The organism is Chitinophaga varians (assembly GCF_012641275.1).
Lineage (GTDB): Bacteria > Bacteroidota > Bacteroidia > Chitinophagales > Chitinophagaceae > Chitinophaga > Chitinophaga varians_A.
Genome location: NZ_JABAIA010000001.1, coordinates 2,586,415 through 2,606,381, shown reverse-complemented (window position 1 = coordinate 2,606,381; position 19,967 = coordinate 2,586,415). Strand labels below are relative to the sequence as shown.

The window sequence follows — 19,967 nt, the reverse complement described above, 5'->3', positions numbered from 1 at the left end:
TTACTCATAATATTCAGGAAAAATTTCAGCCAGCGGCACAATAAGCTGATCACATAATCTTTTGTAATCAGCCAGTACAGTCTCATCGCTGAAAAATCCTTTTTCATATTCCTGGAGGATATAATTATCGTTACAAGGGAACTGATAATTATTCAGTTTTTTTTCCACCAGCTCGTCAAATGCTTTGCTGTCAAGATCTGGAAGATCTTTAGGCTGGGTACCGAAATCAGGGTAAAAAGGAACGATCTTTTCAAATCCTGATTTATATATTTTCATTAACTCACCTAAACGGTTATACGCCATTTCTTTTGAGATCCTTGTCGCCTGAAAAATAGCTTCTTTTTTAGCGCCGGAGATATACTGCATCCCCTGCACGGTGCCGGACGCAATGCCGGCAAGGTAGCGCACATAAGCTTCTACCATGTATTTGGTCTCGTTCTTTGACCAGGATATTTGTATGAGCTGGTCATTGTAAATATTATTGATAGTGCCTTTGAGCAGGGTACCATCGATAGTTGTTTCAAAAGAGGCTTTCTGCTCTGTGGCGCCCTGGGTGGCATTTTCATACAGGGTACGCACGGGATGTACGCGCTCTTCTACCTGTTGAATGGCCACAAACGCCATATTGTTAAGTGGCAGCTGTCCTTTTTTAACCAGTCTTTTTTGTAGAATACGTTTATCCGCTTCCGTTACCGGCAACAGCTGATTTTTAATACTCCATTGCTGGAGGTTATCGAGGCTGAACAGCTCCGTGTCGCTCAGCAGAATTTGTTCGTCGTTATAGTAGATGCCCAATACCTTGTTGTAATAGGCTTTGAATGGGTTCTTGAAGAAGCTGACCAGCTCGTCGAGGTTTATTTCCCCGAAAATGATCGGATCGATTTTTTTCTGTTGGTTGATGACCGCCTTTCCTGTGTCCTGGTGACTGTTCAGGTAACTGTACAGGCGATCGTTTCCCATGCTGTATTTGCGGCTGAAGCCCTGTAGTGGCTGTTGTGTGATCAGCATGTCCCGCACTTTCTCTGCGCCGTCTTTTACACCGGAGATAATGTAGTCTACCAGCTCATCTACCAGTGCGGAAGGTGGTAGTGGCGTATTGTCTTTGGCGTTGCGGCCTACATAGCTGATGTAGAGATATTGCTGAGCAGACAACACTGTTTCGAGGAAAAGGTGTTTATCGTTTTCTTTTACGTTACGGTCTCCGCGCTGCCATTGTTTTTCCATCAGGTTGAAGCTCGACTTGATTTCCCGGCGGGGGAACTTGTCGAAGTTCAGGCCCATGAGCGCTACCACTTTAAAAGGGATACTACGCATAGGGATCAACGAACAGAAGGTAATGCCGCCGTTGACGAACAGGCCGGCGCGGGTGGAACCGGTCAACGCCTGCAGCAGGCTGTGGCTGAACACTTCAAAGGCTACCGGTTCCTGCATATAGTCATTCAGGGAATGGTAGTCGGTCAGTTGTTTGATCAGCGCATTATAATCTTCATCTACTTCTTCCTGCTGTTCAAACACCAGGCTGTGGACTACCTGTTCGGTATATTTCACCCAGTCGGCGATACTACGGAGTTTCTTTCTCTCTTCGATAGCTGCCATCAGTACTTCTGCAAAGTGGCAGAAGCGGATGGTTTCATGGGCGTCGCTGCCTTCCTGCACGTCCAGCGGGAAAAAGCTGTCGTCGCCGTAGCCGTATTCTTCTTCCCCGCTCATACAGATGCCGTACATGATACGTTGTATACCGTAACGCCAACTGACAAAATGGGTCTCTTCTGATTTTTTTCCTTCGATACCGAAGCGGATATTGGCTGCTTCTACGATGCTTCTGAGATGCACCGGATCATTCAGCCCGAAACGGTTACGGATATAGGAAAAGTCCAGCAGCTGCATCACCGCCTCTGCGGTGAAGTTGTCTTCATTGATGGTCAGTAGTGCGTAAAGGGCGTTGAAGAGGTTGTCGTTGTCGGTATAACTTTCATCCGCAATAGTGTAGCGGAACTTATATGGTGCGTTATTGAACACCGCCTTGATGTAGGGAGCGTACGCATCAATATCACTCACCATGACTACAATATCACGGGGAGAAAGATATTCCTGGCGCTGGTCCACAAGGTGAACGAGGTAGTTGTAAAGCACCTCCACTTCCCGGGCAATGGTATAGCAGGAATTGATGGTAATGGAGCCGTCCTGTACATCTTCAAGGCTCAGCAGAAGGCGGTGATCTGTGGCAGCACTGAAGATATCGTGTTGTACTTTATGCAGCAGCGAGTCTGGTATTGGTTCTTCGATGCCTATTTCCTCAAAGGCGTTGATGAATGCATCGTATTGGAAAAACAGGCCGAAAGTGTTTTGTATCACGCGGCCCCAGCCGGTGAGCAGGGCGTTGCCTACGTTACGCGGATCGCTGGATTTCTGTTCTTCCAGTCCTTTCTGCCGCCAGCGGGCCAGTTGTTTTTCGCTTTTATCATCAAACCAATACACCACTGGTGCAGGATTGATGATATGGAAGTGAATATCTATATAAGATGACAGCTCATGGAGGATCTTGATGTGGTAGGCCGTGATGATCGACAGGCCGAAAAGGTGCACTGCCGGCATTTTGGTGGACAGGCCTGCGTGCGGCCCTTTATAGAAAAGGGTTTCGAGGATATAGTTGCCTACCAGTGTTTTGTCCGGCAGGGCGTTGCCGGAAACGGCTTTCACCTTGGCCCAGAGCCAGGCTTGCCATTCATCGTCTTTTAGTAGATCGGGGTTGGCCTGGCTCCACTCTTTGATCATCTCCGGGCGGTATACCTGGTACTGGTCGAATAAGTCGGCCACTTTTTCGGCCAGGCCCATGCGTTTCAATTCGCTCTCTCCTTCTCCTTCGTTGAAATAGGTGGCCACTTCGGGGTACTTCTCTGCAAACGCAGGTTCTCCCATTAGTTTAAACAGCAGCCAGCTCAGGTTCTGCGGAGAGAGCACCTGTGTGAAGGGGCCGCCCAGCAGCAGATACAGGTGAAAAAGCAGGTCATTGGGTTTCATGAACCGGCAGTTGGCCGCGATGCCCATTTTATAGGCCAGCTGCAGCTTCAGCCAGTTGTTCATCCCTTCCGTCTGGGTGATGATATAATGTGGCTGGAACACGCCGTTGCCGGCGGCCTTCAGGTCGTCTGAAAGGCCGCTGGCCAGACTATTGAGCGAATTCGAAACCTTGAGATATATAGCCATGTTTAATTTCCTGTTTTGACATCGGCTGCCTGCGCCAGGAAGCGGGCGGCAATGCCGGAGGCCCTGGCCACAAAACGTTCTGCAGCGGCGAGGATGACATCTGCGGAGCCCTGCACGTATACTTTGTTCCGTGCGCGGCTGACCGCGGTATATAGCAGCTCCCTTGTCAGGATGGGCACATCGGCCGCATCCGGGAGCACTACCAGCACCTGACCGAATTCTGAACCCTGGCTTTTGTGAATGGTCATCGCAAAAGCTGTTTCCGCCAGGGTGAGATAACCGGGCAGTACGCCCTTCAGTTCTCCGTTGCTGTCTTCAAACCAGGCCATCAGCACGCCATTCTCATCAAGACGGATGATGCCGGTATCACCATTAAACAACCCGTGTTCATAATAGTTGCGGGTAAGAATAATCGGGCGGTTTTCGTAGAACTCCGCGGTGATCCTGATTTTGCCGTGATCATGGAGATATCGTTCTATGTCACGGTTGATAGCGTAGAGGCCTTGTGCCCCTTCCCTTACTGCCACGAGCACACGCTGATCGTTGAGCTTACGGAGGGCGTTGCGGGTATCTGGTTCGTTGATGAACGATTCATATCCCGAGATGAATTTATGGAACAACGTCACATCGCAGGATTGGTCGATGATCACCTGATCGTCGGCGCCGGCGGCAAAGAAGCTGCGGATAGCCGGTTGATCGTTCCTGATCAGCGCCTTACTGAACTTGCCAATACCGGTATGACCAGTAAAGCGGTGACTGCGGCGCAGTTCCACCAGGTGTTCAAACAGCGGGTGCCGTGAATTTGTTTGTGCCTGTGTCGCCGGTATTTTACGTTGGTCATCGAAGATGAACCGGTTAATCAGCTGTAGCCGTTCATGAGAGAACATGTTCAGTTTTTCCTGTGCCTGGCACAGGTCTCCGAACAGGCTGCCGGCCTCTACAGAGGCCAGTTGGTCCTTATCGCCCAGCAGGATAAGGCGTGTCTGCGGATGGATCGCGTCCAGCAGTTTGGCGAAGAGGGCCACATCTATCATAGAGCACTCATCGATGATGACGACATCATAGGTGAGCGGATTTTTTTTGTTATACCGGAAATACGGGCTGTTTTTGATGGACTTGAGTAACCGGTGGATAGTCGACGGGCTCAGTTCCTGGAATTTCTCCGCAATAGCCGCATCTACCGGGATATTGGTGTTACGTAAGCTTTCCGCCATCCTCGCTGCGGCTTTTCCGGTAGGCGCGGCCAGCGCCACTTTAAGGGCCGGGTCGGTAGCGTACAGGATGGCCAGCAGTTTGGCCACGGTGGTGGTTTTACCTGTACCGGGGCCGCCAGTGATGATGGTGAAGTTATTCAACACACCGGTGATGGCTGCTGCCAGTTGCCAGTCGGCCGGATCATCGCCGTCGCGCAGGTTACTGCCAGCGGGAAACAGTAGCCGGACCAGTTCCTGCTGTTGTTCCAGCAGTGCAATTCTTTCAGATAGCAGTGCTTTCTCGGCCGCTAGGAAATCGTTGATATGCTGCAGGAAGCTGGTTTCGTAGCGGTAGTACCGTTGCAGGTACAGTCTGTTTTGGAACAATACGAACGGCTGTGAATCGTTGCCGTTTTTTCCGACCAGCGGGATAGTGGCCAGCGGGGCGGCCCCGTTTTCCTGGAGTTGGTAGAATCCTGGCAGATTTTCCTGTTCTTCGCTGATGGTGTCGAGGTCGAGGCAGATATGTCCCTCACTGAGCTTTTTAGACAACAGGTAAGCATACGGCTTCAGTACCGGCACTTCGAAGTACTCGGCAAACTGCTGGTGAACATCATTGAGGGTGGTTATATTTCGCATGTAAAATCGCACTCTGGAAACGTCGTCAAAGTACGACTTTTCTGCGTGATGGGGAATGCCCGGTCACCTGATAATTGGTATTTATATGTAGTGGAAATGTCAGTCTTCTTCCGTGACATTGATTTCGGCCACGCGGCCAACCTGGCCGTCTTCCAGGCGGACTTTAATACCGCGGGAATGGAAGGGCGCGGAAGTGAGTATGTCCTGAACGATGCCGTAGGTGCGTTTGCCGGTACGCTGATCTTTTTTAAGGATGATCGCTACTTCCAGGCCTGGGTAAATATCGTTTCGGTTACGTCCGTGCATAGTTGAAAAAATTAGAAAAGAGTCAACCGCAAAGTTAACTCTTTTCTGATTTTATTTGCTGATGAAGAGCTGCCGGAGCTGATCTATCAGCACACCGTTGCCGGAAACGCTGATGTTGTTGATTTTCTCCGCGATTTTCTCCACATATTCCATTTCTTTCAGCTTGAACAGCATGGGATTGTCCTCCATCAGTTTGGCGGTATTCAGCAGGCTCCTGGTGCTGGCGGTTTCTTCCCTTCTCATGATGATATTGGCCTGCGCTTTTTTCTCCGCCACCAGTACCTGGTTCATGATGTCTTTCACGTCGCCCGGCAGGATGATGTCCCGGATGCCGAAGCTGGTGATGGTGACGCCCAATGCCTCCGCATTTTTGCTGACAGCCTCCAGTACGAAGGCAGACAGCGCGTCTTTTTTCTCCATCAGCTCATCGAAGCCGAGGCCCGCGATGTATTCCCGCAGTGCCAGCTGGAAAAGGACATACAACTGTTTTTCATGGTCCTTGTTGAGCAGCATCGCTTTTTCGATGTTGTCTACCCGGTACTGTGCCCAGGCGTTGGTCCGCAGTGCAGCCTTGTCTTTGGTCAGGATTTCCTGTCCGTTGATCTCCAGCTGGCGCTGTCTCATGTCCACCTTGCTGACCAGGACAGGGATATCATTCTTCCACCAGTAGTAGGTACCGTGAGAGAGGGTGATTTCGTATTTTCCATCGATCAGCAGCACTGCCTTTTCGTAGTTCTCCACCACGGTGGACCTTACGAAAGGCGCTACCAGTTTATGGTTCAGCGTGGAACGGTCTATATTCTCCGTAATGTTCACTTTGCTGATGTCGGCCCTTACGAATTTGTATTCGATCAGGTTTTTCCAGAAAGTGTACCTTCCGGTAGTAAGCACTTTTTTCAGTAAACCGTTCTCGTACAGCAGTACGATCTCCGTTTCTTTTACGTCGATGACGTGCAGCGCCTCGGCGAGTGCTGCATCCTGCAGGAGAATGTTGAGTTCTACCGGTGCGGTGAAAGCAGTATTGATGTCATACACTTTCACATCTTCGCCAAACAGCCAGTAGCTGCCGGCTTTCAGCATGCGTTGGTATACGCCTCTTTTGAAGACGAGACCGATTTCATACGCATTGATGAGTACCCTTTTCATTTCTTTTTATTTTTTGGGCGGATGAAATAATAAGCCAGAGATATGTGACCTTCCCGTTTTCACGGAAACGACTTTCACTTCGTGTGTTCGTATCTGTTATGGCGGAAGGAAAGTAACAAAGTGATACGAATGACACGGATATATACAGCCGTTTGCTGGTGTCCACCGGATGTACCGTTGCGCCCTTTTGACGCGGTGGCGTGGGCATATAACCCTGACTTTTTGATGGTGCACTTTTTAATGAAGATGTGCGCTTCTGAAGGATCCCAAGTCCTTTGCCTGACCATCGGCTTACCTCTTTCGAGGTGGGAATCGAACCCGTTTGTTTTCTATTGCTCTACCAGATGAGCTACTGATTTTTCAGATCAGAGAGGAATCGAACCTCTTACCCATAGATTAAAACACAGGAAACAAATGATGCCGCAACAGCATACAACCAGTTACTACCGTTGCACTGCGGGGCTATATGAAACCCGCGCCTGGTTTGCGTATACAACTGTCCCTGCTTCTTTGTCAAAGAAGAATTTAAGGCTGACAGCCCTGGTGCGAGTGGCAGGATTCGAACCTGCTAAGCCCGAAGGCGATGGTTTTACAGACCATTGCGATACACCGTCATCGCAGCACTCACATAAGGGGTAAAGGCGGGAATCGAACCCTGATCCTCCGATCCACAATCGGGTGTTCTGCCGTTGAACTACCTTACCCGTTTTTCTTGTCGGCCAGACTGGATTTGAACCAGTAACACACTGCGTATAAGGCAGCCGCTCTCACCGTTGAGCTACAGGCCGGACTTTTGGGGCAACAAAAAAACCGGTCATTTTACAACGACCGGTTTCAGATTACTTTTACACGATGATACGTGCAGGGGTTTACCGAAGTCGTTGTCGTTTAGGGGCATAATACTGCTTACGGCCTATTGGCTGTATGCTAAAATGAATATGATATAGTGTTGACTGTTTCATGATTTTATAAATTAAAAAAGCCCTGCAATCTCTTGCAGGGCTTGTGTTATATCGAATTCGTTGATTCAACTATTCTGTAGCATAACATGCCCCGCAATCCGTACGGCCTATATAGCCTAACGCGATGAACTTTTGTGTATGTGTATACTTTGGATGCATGTTTATGATTTTTTTAACAGTGCAAAGATGGAGAAAATATTTTAATATCTCCAAAATATTTTTTTATTCCTGATAAGAAGTTTGATTGTTTTGTCCGTTGTAATACTTCGTGGTACTACGTTTCATTTAGTTTGAAAAGTTTTATATGATATAACGTCATAGTATATACGTTATTTTGATGTAGCGTGTATTAGATGAAATAATAGATTGTGGATCAATAAAATGAAACTGAGCCCACGCCTAATTGAGTGAAACAGAACATCTTGTTATTGGTTCCTCTAATCGTACCGGATGGAATTGAAACGCTTTTAGATGAGGGTCTTTTTAAACTGCTAAAGAAGTTTTAATAGTACTTGTGGAATTGAATATTACGGACGGGGAGTGTACAGTGTCATCCGTTTTCATGTTTGTCAATCGGAGCTTGGAATAAATTTAATGACGGGTTATAATTTATTAATTCGAATAGGTTTGATTATTATACTTTAACAGTAATAACATTAATTGTATGTTAATTTAATTAATGTGAAATCCATTGTTTCTTCCTGCCTATTGATTCCCGATTTTCCCTTAAATTTATATCACGTTTTTAACCCAAAAAGTAACACCAATGTACATCTACAGAACACTCCATCATCCGGAAGGATGGAAAGGTCTGGCCGAATTTGAAATCCGGGACAACCAGATCTTCACTACTGTTCATCATGCCAGCGGAACGCATACGCAACCCTGGTTTGAAATCTCCAATGATAAGGTTTATCCGACAGTGTACCACCCCAGTGGACGCAGTTCTTTCCCTTGGTTTGAAATCAATGGGAGCGCTGTGAAAACGTCGGTACATCATCCGAAAGGAGTACAGGGATTACCGTGGTATAAGATACAGTAGGTGTCCTAATGAATAAGAGGTGTTGTAAAGCACCTCTTATTCTATGATGTCGTCTTGTTTAAGATAGATGTCTAAAAGCGCTTCTTCTGAGATATCGATATTCCGACGTTGTAGCCCTAATTTTCTCTCCTCGTAAAACCGAATAATCAGCTCCTTTTTGTAGTCGTTTTCACCATAATGGAAGGCCCTATGGCAAGTTGGGCACAAGGCGATGATATTTTCTACCACATCAATGCTATAAGGATAGTTGTCTTGCATTGCCATCGGTAGAAAATGATGTGCTTCTACAAAGGGATGTTTATTTTTCTTGGAGGTAAAGGTCGCATGACGGGGATCAACTTCACATCTATAACCAGCACGCAGTAATGCATCCGCCGAAATGCTTGGATTCCTTTGCCATTTCGTTGGTGCCCGCAGTACTTTTGGTGGACGAGGTACTGGTCCATCTGGTAAATGAATAGGCGTCGTCGTTTGTATGTCAAGCTGAAAGTCTGCTTCCGTGGGAACAATTTTATGAAGAACATCTGTACCAATTTCTTCTTTCATAATTTGATACAGGTTGGTCATTTTTTGAAGGTCATTTAATAGCATTTGATCACTAGGCATCTCTTCAATGAAGTACACCTTATGGAAGAGTGTACCATAGATATAGCCTTTTGTACGCGTTCTCTCCGCTAATAAGCCCAATTCGACAGAAGAGAACGAGGTAAGCGTATCGAATTGGTTTCTAAGCGCCTGTTGGAGTTTCAGAATGGCTTTTCTTGCCTGTCGCGGATGATCGTAGTATTTTTCAAACTGTGTCCATGCTACCAATAGTGTGAGGTAGAATTTGGTCATTCGTGGATCAAACAGATAGGCAATATAGTATCCCCTTTCTGGTGAGGTAGTAATAGCTTTGTCTAGAATACATAGATTGGGTACTTCAGTCATAATACCTTTACCCACAGAGCCTTTGAAGTCATACTGTTGCAAGGATAAACCTGACATTTGTTGAATTAATTCAGGTAGCTCTTTAGTCATAATTTTCGTAGAACGAAGATGACCATAATTTTTTTCTGCGGACTCTTTAACACTATTTTTCTCTCCAGGATAGATATCAATAAATTCTGAAAACAGTTCTGTCAACATGATTTATGGGTTCACATCAATAATACAAATATTACTTATACCCCGCCGCCTGTAATTCAAACAACTCGGCATACTTCCCTCTCCTCTCCAGCAGTTCTTCATGGCTTCCTATTTCCGCGAGTTGTCCTTTCTCCAGCACCAGGATCCGGTTGGCCATGCGCACGGTAGAGAACCGGTGTGATATCAGCACGGCGGTCTTGTCACGGGTCAGGTCTGCGAAGCGGAGGAACACGTTGTATTCCGCGCGGGCGTCCAGGGCGGAGGTGGGCTCGTCGAGTATGAGTAGCTGTGCGTCTTTCATATAGGCGCGGGCGAGGGCTATTTTCTGCCATTCACCACCGGAGAGGTCTATGCCCTGATTGAAACGGCGGCCGAGCATCTGTTCGTAGCCAAGCGGCATTTTCGCGATGAGGGGTTCAGCAAGACTTTGCCGCGCTGCGTCCTGGATGAGGTCCTGGTCGTGGCTGTGGGTAATATTGCCGACGGCGATATTCTGGGAGACGGTCATCTGGTACCGTTGATAATCCTGGAAGATAACGCCTACCTGTGTACGCAGTTCGGAGAGATCGTATTCCCGCAGGTCTACGCCATCGAGGAGGATACGACCTTCTACGGGGTCATAGAGGCGTGCCAGCAGCTTGACCAGCGTCGTTTTTCCCGCGCCGTTTTCTCCTACCAGGGCCAGTTTTTCTCCGGCATGGAGGGTAAAGTTCAGGTGACGGATAGCCCATTTGTCGGAGTTATGGTATTTGAAGCCTACGTCTTCAAAGGTGAAACCCTGTTGGATAGGATGTGGAAATGGCCGCGGATGCTGCGGTGAGCGCATCTGCGGTTGTATCTCGAAGAAATCGAAGAGGTCTTTCAGGTACATGGCGCCTTGTGTTACGCTGGAGAAGCGGATCAGGATGCCCTGGAAGGTGGTGCGCAACTGACGGAAGGAACCGGCTAGGAAAGCGAGACTGCCGATGCTCAGGACGCCGGTGACCGTCTGCAGAATGATGATCACATAGGCGGCATAGTAGCCGGCGCTGCCCAGCAGGGCGAACAGCGTGCCCCAGACGGCATGGCGTGATTCGAGGTTCTTTTTATCGTTGTAGAACTTATCGGAGATCACGCGGAAGCGCTGTATCAAAAAATCAGACAGATCGAAGACTTTCACTTCTTTGGCGGTTTCATCGCTGGCGCCGAGATAGCGGATATAGTCCAGCTCACGGCGATCGGATGTCTGGCCCCAGGTGAGCCGGTAATGCAGATGGTTGAAGTGGGACTCATTCAGGAAAGCAGGGATCACTGCGACAAGCAGGAGCAATATCAGCCACGGATTAAATACGATCAGGCCGGCGGCCAGAAAGCCCATGGTGATAAGGTCCTGCACCTGGCTGAATACCTGTGACAACAGAATGGTACGGCCAATGGTCTGTTGACGGGCACGTTCCAGCTTGTCATAAAACTCGGAATCTTCAAACTGGTCCAGGTCCAGTGATGCGGCATGTTCCATGATCTTCACAGAGGTATGATTGGCTACCAGGTCGCCTAACAGGCTGTCAATAAGGGTGATGGCCCTGCTGAGGGCATCTGAAAGGATGGCCAGCCCAAATTCCAGGGCCACCAGCTGCCATAAGAGGTGCGTATTATGATGGGCGGGATCTTTACTGATCAGTACCACTTCGTCAATGATGAGTTTACCAACATACAGGAGGGAAAGTGGCATGGCGGATTGCGCAATGCGAAGGACCCCGTTGCCAATCGTTAAGCCGCGGTTGGTCTGCCATACCATCCGGAAAAATGCAGGGATATTGCTGAGGGCGGCCAGTCTTTCGCGAAAAGTCATTTTATCTTCTGCTGCCCTTGTACGTTTCTTATGAGTGGTGCCATACTTATTCATGATATTAATTTACGGAAAAATGCCATGCGAAACCGGTGATCAATTCCCTATATTTGCTTCGGAGAATGCAAAAATCCGGATTTACATGGTAGTATTTTTTGTTCTTGTTGTGGCCGCGGCCGTTTTGGTGACCGCCGGCGCGGTAACCGCCATTAATCTGCAGTCCGCTAAGTGGGCTTCTTTTGAAGATTAATTACTTCCTTACTTTCAGAATTGCCGTCTCCCAATAGGGGGATGCGGCTTTTTGCTGCGTCATATCAGCATATAGAGCATTTAGACCTACGATGAATCACACAGCTGTACAAAGCAAACGAAACCTGCTGACTTATTTGGGCGAAAAGGAATGGTTGATCATGTTCCTTTGGTTTGGACTGGCTTTTATTGGTGCTATTACGGAAATATCCCGCGGTAATATCAATAACTTCCTCATTTTCAAGAATGTATTCTTTCACCTGATACACCAGCAACCCCTGTACATCGAGTATCCGCAGGAATACTACGATGTAAATCTGTATGGACCTGTGTTCAGCCTGGTCATTGCTCCTTTTGCCGGACTGGAAACGAAGGTAGGCGCGCTGTTGTGGGCCATGACCGGCGCTGGCGTATTGTATTATGCCATCCGCCAGCTGCCGCTGAACAGATTACAGCAAAATATTATTCTGCTGTTATGTACGCAGGAGCTGATGGGGGCCAGTGGCTGGTTTCAGATGAACCAGTTCATTGGGGCTTTTATTATTCTCACCTTCGCCAGTATTGTGAAAGGCAAGGATATGCTGGCTGCCTTCCTGATCGTGCTGGGCACTTTGACGAAGATTTACGGTATCGTAGGACTGGCATTCTTCTTTTTCAGCGGCAACCCCAGGCGGCTGATTGGAGGGCTGTTCCTGTGGGGTGCTATACTGTTCGCAGCACCAATGCTGCTTTCCAGCCCGCAATATGTTGTCAACAGTTACTTTGAATGGTATGGTGCCCTCGTACATAAAAATGCGCTGAATGAGGCTGTCACCACCACTTTCCAGAATATTTCCGCCGGAGGGTTTATTCAGCGGGTGCTTCATCTGCCGGCGTTGGATAATATGTACATCCTGGTACCAGCGGTTTTGATTTTCCTGTCACAATACATACGACTTCCCTACCGCTACAATTCCCGGTACCGGTTGTATATACTGTGTTCTGTGCTGATGTTCCCGGTGTTGTTCAGTAGCAGCTCGGAATCACCGACTTACATTATCGCCATACCAGCTATCTGTATCTGGTATGTAATGCAGCCCGCTACGCGTGCGAATAATATATTCCTGTTTTTCGCTATTCTGCTTGTGAGCTTCTCCCATTCCGATGTGGTGACGCCCTGGGTGCGTAAAAACCTGGCTGTGCCTTATGCTTTGAAAGCCCTGCCCTGTCTGGTACTTTGGCTGATGATCGCCTGGGAGATTTTTACAAAACAGTTCCTGAAGAAACCGGCCAAGCCTGAAGCGGCGCCGGCACTGGCACCTGCGGGTCAACTTTAACAGCAACGCTTTTACGATACAGGAGGGCCGGTATGATTACCGGCCCTCCTGATTTTGAGGCATCTCCGTCAATAACCTCCCATTCACAAAAAAAGTGCTTGAAAAGTTATCCTGAGCGCGTATATTAGCTTGCTAAAAGGATTTAGTTATGAATATGGGATTTAGGATCGGTGGGGCGTTGACTTTGTCTGCCCTGATGCTCAACGGCACGCAGGCATCAGCGCAGGCAAAACAGGCAAAGCCCGCCAAAGGCTTCATCGAAAGCAGATCGGTAGCGGCGGTAGACCCTTACATCGGCTCTGGCGGCCATGGCCACGTATTTGTAGGTGCCAGCGTGCCCTATGGCGCGGTACAGGCAGGCCCCACCAATATTGTTAAAGGATGGGACTGGTGCTCCGGCTATCACTACTCTGATAGTGTTGTCATCGGCTTCTCTCAGATGCACCTGAGCGGCACCGGCATCGGCGACCTCGGCGATGTGCTGATCATGCCCTACACCGGGAAAATCCGCACTAACCGCGGCACCCAGGAAAATCCTACTTCCGGCTACGGCTCCCATTATTCACATGCCCGCGAAAAAGCCCGCCCGGGATACTACGCGGTAAAACTCGACGACTATAACATCGATGTAGAACTGACAGCCTCCGAAAGAGTAGCGCTGCATAAATATACTTTCCCGAAAAACGAACCGGCCAATATCATCATCGACCTGAAGGAAGGTATCGGCTGGGACGCCCCGGTGGAAACATTCATCCGTAAAGTAGATGACTATACCCTCGAAGGATACCGCTACTCCAAAGGATGGGCGGAAGACCAGCGCGTATGGTTCACCATTAAATCCAATGTGCCGGTAAAACAATTCCAGGTCTTCGAGGGCGATAACAAACAAACAGGCATCTCCCTGAAAGGAAAAGCAGTAAAAGGAGTCATCTCCTTTGAAAAATCACCGGGACAGGTAATGCTGAAAGTAGGCATCTCCCCTGTCAGCAGCGCTAATGCATTGACCAACATCAACGCGGAAATGCAGGGCTGGGACTTTGCCAAAGTGGTGAACAGCGCCAACGCCAAATGGGACAAAGAGCTGTCTAAGGTAGATATTCAAACAAAAGATGAAGCGGCCCGCCGCGTATTCTACACCGCGCTCTATCATACCATGATAGACCCTGCCCTCTTCAACGACCATGATGGCAGCTACCGCGGTACAGACAAAAAAGTATACCCTAACCCGGGCTTCGATAACTATTCCGTATTCTCCCTGTGGGATATCTACCGCTCTGCCGCTCCGTTGAGCACTATCCTGCACCCGGAGAAAGTGAACAGCTTCGTGAACTCCATGATCACCATACACAAACAACAAGGCAAACTGCCGGTATGGCCGCTCATGGGCAGCGAAACCAACTGTATGGTAGGCTATCATGCAGTGCCTCCTATCGTTGACGCCTATCTGAAAGGATTTACCGGCTTTAATGCAGAAGATGCTTTTGCAGCCATGAAAGCTACTTCCATGCGCGATGACCTCGGCGTTAAATACGTAAAAGAAAGAGGTTATATCCCGGCTGATAAAGAATATGAATCAGTGTCCAAAGCCCTGGAATATGCTATCGATGACTGGTGCATCGCTGCCATGGCTAAAAAAATGGGCAAAACGGAAGACTACGAATACTATAAAAAACGCGCCGCCTACTATAAAAACTACTTCGACAGCACCATTAAATTTGTACGTCCGCGTATGAGCGACGGCAGCTTTAAAACACCATATGATCCGTTCAACTCTATCCACGAGAAAGGCGACTTCACCGAAGGTAACGGCTGGCAATACACCTGGCTGGTGCCACAGGACGTGGAAGGACTGATCAGCCTGATGGGTGGCGACGAAGCTTTTACCCGCAAACTGGACAGCCTCTTCACAGCGAAGGGAGATATGGGCGCAGAGGCATCCAACGATATCTCCGGCCTGATCGGCATGTACGCTCATGGTAATGAGCCCAGCCATCACGTAACGTACATGTACGCTTTCGCCGGCAACCAGTGGAAAACAGCAGAGAAAGTAAGACAGGTGATGAAGGATTTCTACTTCGACCAACCGGAAGGCCTTGCCGGTAATGAAGACTGTGGCGCAATGTCTTCCTGGTATGTGTTTTCTTCCCTGGGCTTCTACCCGGTAAACCCCGCCAATGGCGTGTATGTGATGGGAAGTCCGCTGTTTGACAAAGCGACGGTGAAACTGCAGGGCGGTAAAACGTTTACCGTACAAACCATCAACAATAGCAAAGAGAATATTTATATACAGAGCGTTACGCTTAACGGGAAGCCATATACGAAGAGCTTCATCACACACCAGGACCTTGTAAAAGGTGGTACGATGGTGGTGACCATGGGTAACAAACCTAATGTCAATTTTGGTAAGGCGGTTGCAGACAGACCAGCCAACAATCTGTAAGCATACTGCAAAAAAGAAGCGGGCTGTTTAAGAAATTAAACAGCCCGTTTTTTATGTATTTATTTTATACGCTTTCTCCTAATACCTGTAATACTTCCGGCGTCATGCTGCCGAAAATGGATACCCCTGCCGCTCCATTGTCTATGGCCAGTTTCACGGCTTCACGCAGATCACTGTAGTTATTATTGAAATCAGGGAGGAACAACCCGGCATACAATGGAAAGGCACCATGCAGGGTTTTTACGCCCTCGGCCACCGCGTCCCCAATCCAGGTGATGTTTTCCCGGTAGAAGCCATGGTAGATCATCGGCATAACAGCATTCAACGGCCAGTTGGTCCAGTCCTGCCGTACAATACGTTTGGCAATTTCCGGCGTCGGAAACACAGCGGCGGAAATAGGCTTTTTATGTTGCCGGGCTACCTGCGCCAGATTCTTTACCACGTTGGTGATACGGTCATAGCGGAATTTACGCCAGGAAGGGCTTTGATCAGGATGCTCTATCTCCAGCGGATCTTTGCCATAGGCGGATTTGTAGGCGCTGCGGCAATCCTGGCAATAGCAGAAATCGTATTCCGGTAACTCCTTCGACTGGTCGATGCCGTATTTGCTCCAGAGGTTTACCGGCAGTATCACGTCGCAGAAACGAACATAATCCAGGTGGATACCATCTACATAGTTTTTGGCCAGCGCCTGTTCTACCTGCGATTTCAGATAGTTGACCACTTCGGGTTTGCTGGGACATAACCAGCGGTAGTAATCCACATACGGCGGATGATTGGCGCAGGACTCCCCTTTGCGGTTTACAGCATACCATTCGGGATGACTTGCCAGCAACTCTTTCTCGCCGCGGTTCATCGTCCACATCCAGCGGTGCGCTTTAATGCCGGCAGCTTTGGCTGCTTTAAAGTGTACTTCGCTGTCTGCCTCAAAGAAAAGGTCCGTGATGCCCGCTTTGCGGTAAGTGGCATAACGTTTTTGCAGATCGGCTGCTTTCTCCTTCGGATCTGGATTGATCCATACCCGGTGCTGTATCCCTATTTTTTCCATGGACTGCGGCTGTTCTGTTGCACCGGTCACCATCACGGGCAGTACCGGTTTTGCCAGCGCCAGACTGCCCAGTCCCATTGCTTTGATGAATTTACGTTTATTCATAACCGTTATTTTCTGTTAGTATAGATACGACCTTCCTGGTTAATATAAATCGTACCGTCTAATTTGCCGCCTTTGACGGAGGCGGTAAACTGGGAGCTAATGCCTTCCAGCAGCAGTGTGTAAGTAACGCCATCGGCGGCGGTTTGTCTGGCAGGCACTTTCAGCGCTTCAAGGGTGGCGGCAAATTTGCCGTGCTGCTCCTGATAACGCATCTGCTCATGGAAGACATGCCACAGCAGGCGTTTGGCAGGTTCGGCGACCGGCATCCGGAATGGAGCGGTTGCTTCGCTGGTGGATTGTGTGCTGAACTGCAGGTATCCCCACCTTTCAGGGGCATGCATGTTGATGATTTCCTGCGGAGACCATACCCAGTTGTTTTCCGGCTTTTTCAGCTTCACATACCGGCCATCTTTTATATTGGTGTCCCATTCCACCCGGGAAAAATTGATACGCCAGGTACTGCCATCGGAAGGGCGTTGCACATCGTTGAAGAAACGCAGTGCATTAAACGGTATGGCCATTTCCACGGTCCATTCCTGGTCTTTGTCGTTGGGTTGATTGAGGGTGCCGTTAATATGAACGGCGGTCTTAAGTCCTTTAGTATCCCAGTTGAGCAATGCGTTGCCACCATGCCGGTATGGTTTGTTCATAAACAGGTCCATAACAGTATTGTAGGCGTTGATTTCCAGCTCAAAATACTGATGAGTGTCACCATCGGGATCAATAAACACTTCAAAATCATTGTCCTGAAATATGATGGCATCATGATCCTTAAGAGTGGCCCATATGTGCGGTTCCTGCATCACCGCCGCAATGTAAAGGTAGTGCTGGTCCCACATCATTTTTACGCGGGTACGAAGCGGTGGCGCGGGTTTGGCATCTCCTTCAATATCGGTGAAATCGTCTGTCCAGGGCACCTGGCTCCATGCTTTTTCCGACAACCGGCCATCAATGGCCACACTGTCGGATGTATGATAACATACATAGTGGCGGGGCTTGCCGGTAAATGGTTTGAAGGCTTCTGAAAAAGTTTGTGCCGATATGTTTTTAATACTGGCACAAGTAGCAAATACCCCAATAATAGCAATGGTAAAAAAGTGCGCGACCGGTTTCCGTCGCCCATGATTGAATGAACGTCCCATTTCTCTATAGCTCCAAAGTTAATTTAGCAATCCAATTCCAAAATATGCTCCCAAGATAGGCAATAGTTCGCGCAATATGTAGAGTGACGGCTTTCAGACAAATAAAAAAAACCTGACTGGAAAGGAATCCCAATCAGGTTTTTGAAATGTATAAAATGATATTACCAGATGCGTACCCGTGAACTGTCCGCTCTCCACATGCCATCACCTTCTTTCAGGTTGTACACTTTATAGAAAGCGTCTACATCGCTGAAAGGTCCGTTCACCCTGAATTTAGCAGGTGAATGCACATCAACGAGCACTCTCCTGGCCAGTTCTTCTTTTTTGGTATGGCTCAGCCAACCGAGGGAATAACCCATGAAGTAGCGTTGTGCGGGAGAATAACCGGAGATAGGTTCATTCTTTTTAAACTGTGCTGTTTTCTGGAATGCGTCCCATCCCAGCAGGATACCGCCAAGGTCTGCGATATTTTCGCCGAGCGTGGCTTTACCGTTGATGTGCAGGGTGTCCACTACCAGGTAGGAGTTGAACTGTTTCACCATCACGGCTGCACGCTGATTGAATTTCGCTTCGTCTTCTTTGGTCCACCAGCTTTTCAGGTTACCTTCTGCGTCAAACTGGCGGCCTTCGTCATCAAAGCCATGGGTAATTTCGTGGCCGATGGTGGAAGCGCCGGCATAACCATATACGAGTGCATCGTCGAGCTCTTCGTCACGTTTGCCGGGAACGGTGAAGATGCCTGCCGGCAGTACAATTTCATTGTTGCTGGGATTGTAGTAGGCGTTATATGTCTGCGGTGTCATGTCCCATTCGGTACGGTCTACCGGTTTGCCCAGTTTGCTGACCTGGTAGTTGTGCCACCATTGCTGCGCTGCTCTTGCATTCTCAGCATATGATTGTTCCTTGATGGCCATGGCGGAGAAGTCTTTCCATTTATCCGGGTAACCTACTTTCTTGGTGATTTTAGACAGTTTGTACAGCGCTTTCTGCTTTGTGCTGTCGCTCATCCAGGTAAGGTTTTCGATACGTGTTTTGAGTGCGCCGCGGATATCTTCCACGAGGGTCTCGTATCTTTTTTTCGCGGTAGCGTTGAAGAATTCTTTTACGAACAGCTGGCCAAGTGCTTCGCCCATAGCACCCTCTTCAGCGTCGAGCACACGTTTCCAGCGTGGCTTCTGTTTCTCCTGCCCTTTTAACAAAGTGCCGTAGAAAGCGAAGTCTGTGGAGGCAATGTTATCGCTGAGAGCAGAAGCGGTGCTATTGATCAGGTGCCATTTGAGATAGTTCTTCCATGCGTCCAGCGGCTGCGATTTGATAGCGTTGCTAAGGGCGGTATAGAATTCCGGCTGACCAACAATAATCGTATCTGCGTGACTGTTAATGCCTTGTTGTTTGATAAAGGCCGCCCAGTCAATGTTGCCGGCTATTTTATTCAGCTGGGAAACGGCCATTTTATGATAGTTGGCTTCGGGATCGCGGAGGTCGGCCAGTTTGCGGCTCGACTTGGCCAGTATGGTTTCCAGCTGTACTACGCTGGCAGCAGCAGCTTTGGCTGCGGTACTGTCCATGCCGGTGAACTGCAGCATTTTCGCGATATGCGCAGGGTAAGCCTGCCTTATTTTTGTGGTGCGTTCGTCGGTGTTGAAGTAATAATCACGGTTAGGTAAACCAAGACCGCCCTGATAAAACTGCAGGGCCATGGCTTCACTGTTCTTGGCATCCTGCGCGATGTACGGGCTGCACATGGCGTTGGTGAAGATGTTCTGCTGTGCGGCCAGGGCTACCAGCTCCTGTGTGTTGCTAACAGCATCGATGGCTTTGAGGTCAGCCTCGATAGGTTTAATACCTGCTGCGTTGATGGCAACGGAGTCCATTCCGCTTTTCCAGAAGGCCGCGATTTTACGGGAAATATCATCGCCCGGTTTTTCCACAGCCTGTTCATTGATGAGACGGAGACGTTTGTACAGCTCTTCCTGTACCAGGTTACCAATGCCCCAGGAGCTGTATTCCGCAGGGATAGGGTTACGTTTGATCCACCCGCCGTTGACATAATCAAAGTAATCTTGTCCGGGGTTGACGGTGCTGTCTATGTTGGCAGCCAGGATGTCGGGAGTGGCCTGTTGTTTATCGGCCGTCGACTGGCCCTGGTTGCAGGCGGCGATGCATGCGATGCCAGCGATGCTGACGCCTGTGAGCAGGTATTTCCTCATAAGTGT

The 19,967-nt window shown here is 48.8% G+C and carries 12 protein-coding genes and 3 tRNA genes; 3 read left to right on the top strand and 12 right to left on the bottom strand.

The features are described 5' to 3' along the window. From recC to HGH92_RS10515, 7 genes are all read right to left on the bottom strand, one after another. Positions 1–3,207, bottom strand: a complete 3,207-nt coding sequence (recC, locus tag HGH92_RS10545) for an exodeoxyribonuclease V subunit gamma (RefSeq protein ID WP_168870680.1) — start codon at positions 3,205–3,207, stop codon at positions 1–3. 2 nt (positions 3,208–3,209) lie between these two features. Beyond that, positions 3,210–5,039 (bottom strand): exodeoxyribonuclease V subunit alpha, encoded by a 1,830-nt coding sequence (gene recD, locus HGH92_RS10540; RefSeq protein ID WP_211092573.1) that lies wholly within the window; start codon positions 5,037–5,039, stop codon positions 3,210–3,212. A gap of 99 nt (positions 5,040–5,138) precedes the next feature. Further along, positions 5,139–5,345 carry a YwbE family protein gene (locus HGH92_RS10535; protein ID WP_078669488.1) on the bottom strand — a complete coding sequence of 69 codons (207 nt, stop codon included), beginning with the start codon at positions 5,343–5,345 and terminating at the stop codon, positions 5,139–5,141. 51 nt (positions 5,346–5,396) lie between these two features. Beyond that, on the bottom strand, positions 5,397–6,491 hold the full coding sequence (locus HGH92_RS10530; RefSeq protein WP_168870679.1) for a slipin family protein: 1,095 nt from the start codon (positions 6,489–6,491) through the stop codon (positions 5,397–5,399). A gap of 541 nt (positions 6,492–7,032) precedes the next feature. Further along, positions 7,033–7,119, bottom strand: a tRNA-Tyr gene (locus HGH92_RS10525). A gap of 4 nt (positions 7,120–7,123) precedes the next feature. After that, positions 7,124–7,196 (bottom strand) — tRNA-His (locus HGH92_RS10520). A gap of 10 nt (positions 7,197–7,206) precedes the next feature. Further along, positions 7,207–7,279 (bottom strand) — tRNA-Ile (locus HGH92_RS10515). 940 nt (positions 7,280–8,219) lie between these two features. Here HGH92_RS10515 and HGH92_RS10510 point away from each other — a divergent pair. After that, positions 8,220–8,495, top strand: a complete 276-nt coding sequence (locus HGH92_RS10510; protein ID WP_168870678.1) for a hypothetical protein — start codon at positions 8,220–8,222, stop codon at positions 8,493–8,495. A 36-nt stretch (positions 8,496–8,531) separates the two neighbouring features. Here HGH92_RS10510 and HGH92_RS10505 read toward each other — a convergent pair whose 3' ends face one another. Together HGH92_RS10505 and HGH92_RS10500 are read right to left on the bottom strand one after the other, a co-directional pair. Continuing rightward, positions 8,532–9,623: an MrcB family domain-containing protein gene (locus HGH92_RS10505; RefSeq protein ID WP_168870677.1), complete on the bottom strand. Its 1,092-nt coding sequence runs from the start codon at positions 9,621–9,623 to the stop codon at positions 8,532–8,534. A gap of 31 nt (positions 9,624–9,654) precedes the next feature. Then, positions 9,655–11,508 carry an ABC transporter ATP-binding protein gene (locus HGH92_RS10500; RefSeq protein ID WP_168870676.1) on the bottom strand — a complete coding sequence of 618 codons (1,854 nt, stop codon included), beginning with the start codon at positions 11,506–11,508 and terminating at the stop codon, positions 9,655–9,657. A 284-nt stretch (positions 11,509–11,792) separates the two neighbouring features. On the opposite strand from HGH92_RS10500, the gene HGH92_RS10495 reads away from it, so the two are divergent. Together HGH92_RS10495 and HGH92_RS10490 are read left to right on the top strand one after the other, a co-directional pair. Continuing rightward, positions 11,793–13,016 (top strand): glycosyltransferase family 87 protein, encoded by a 1,224-nt coding sequence (locus tag HGH92_RS10495; RefSeq protein ID WP_168870675.1) that lies wholly within the window; start codon positions 11,793–11,795, stop codon positions 13,014–13,016. A 148-nt stretch (positions 13,017–13,164) separates the two neighbouring features. Further along, entirely contained in the window at positions 13,165–15,456 is a 2,292-nt protein-coding gene (locus HGH92_RS10490; RefSeq protein ID WP_211092572.1) for a GH92 family glycosyl hydrolase, read from the top strand. A gap of 64 nt (positions 15,457–15,520) precedes the next feature. Here HGH92_RS10490 and HGH92_RS10485 read toward each other — a convergent pair whose 3' ends face one another. The 3 genes from HGH92_RS10485 to HGH92_RS10475 all read right to left on the bottom strand — a co-directional run bounded on the left by HGH92_RS10485 (position 15,521) and on the right by HGH92_RS10475 (position 19,961). Beyond that, positions 15,521–16,609, bottom strand: coding sequence for a family 10 glycosylhydrolase (locus tag HGH92_RS10485; RefSeq protein WP_168870674.1), 1,089 nt, complete (start codon positions 16,607–16,609; stop codon positions 15,521–15,523). Between the two features lie 5 nt (positions 16,610–16,614). Next, entirely contained in the window at positions 16,615–17,751 is a 1,137-nt protein-coding gene (locus tag HGH92_RS10480) for a carbohydrate-binding family 9-like protein (protein ID WP_168870673.1), read from the bottom strand. 161 nt (positions 17,752–17,912) lie between these two features. Next, positions 17,913–19,961 (bottom strand): M13 family metallopeptidase, encoded by a 2,049-nt coding sequence (locus HGH92_RS10475; protein WP_168870672.1) that lies wholly within the window; start codon positions 19,959–19,961, stop codon positions 17,913–17,915. Between the last annotated feature and the right edge of the window lie 6 nt (positions 19,962–19,967).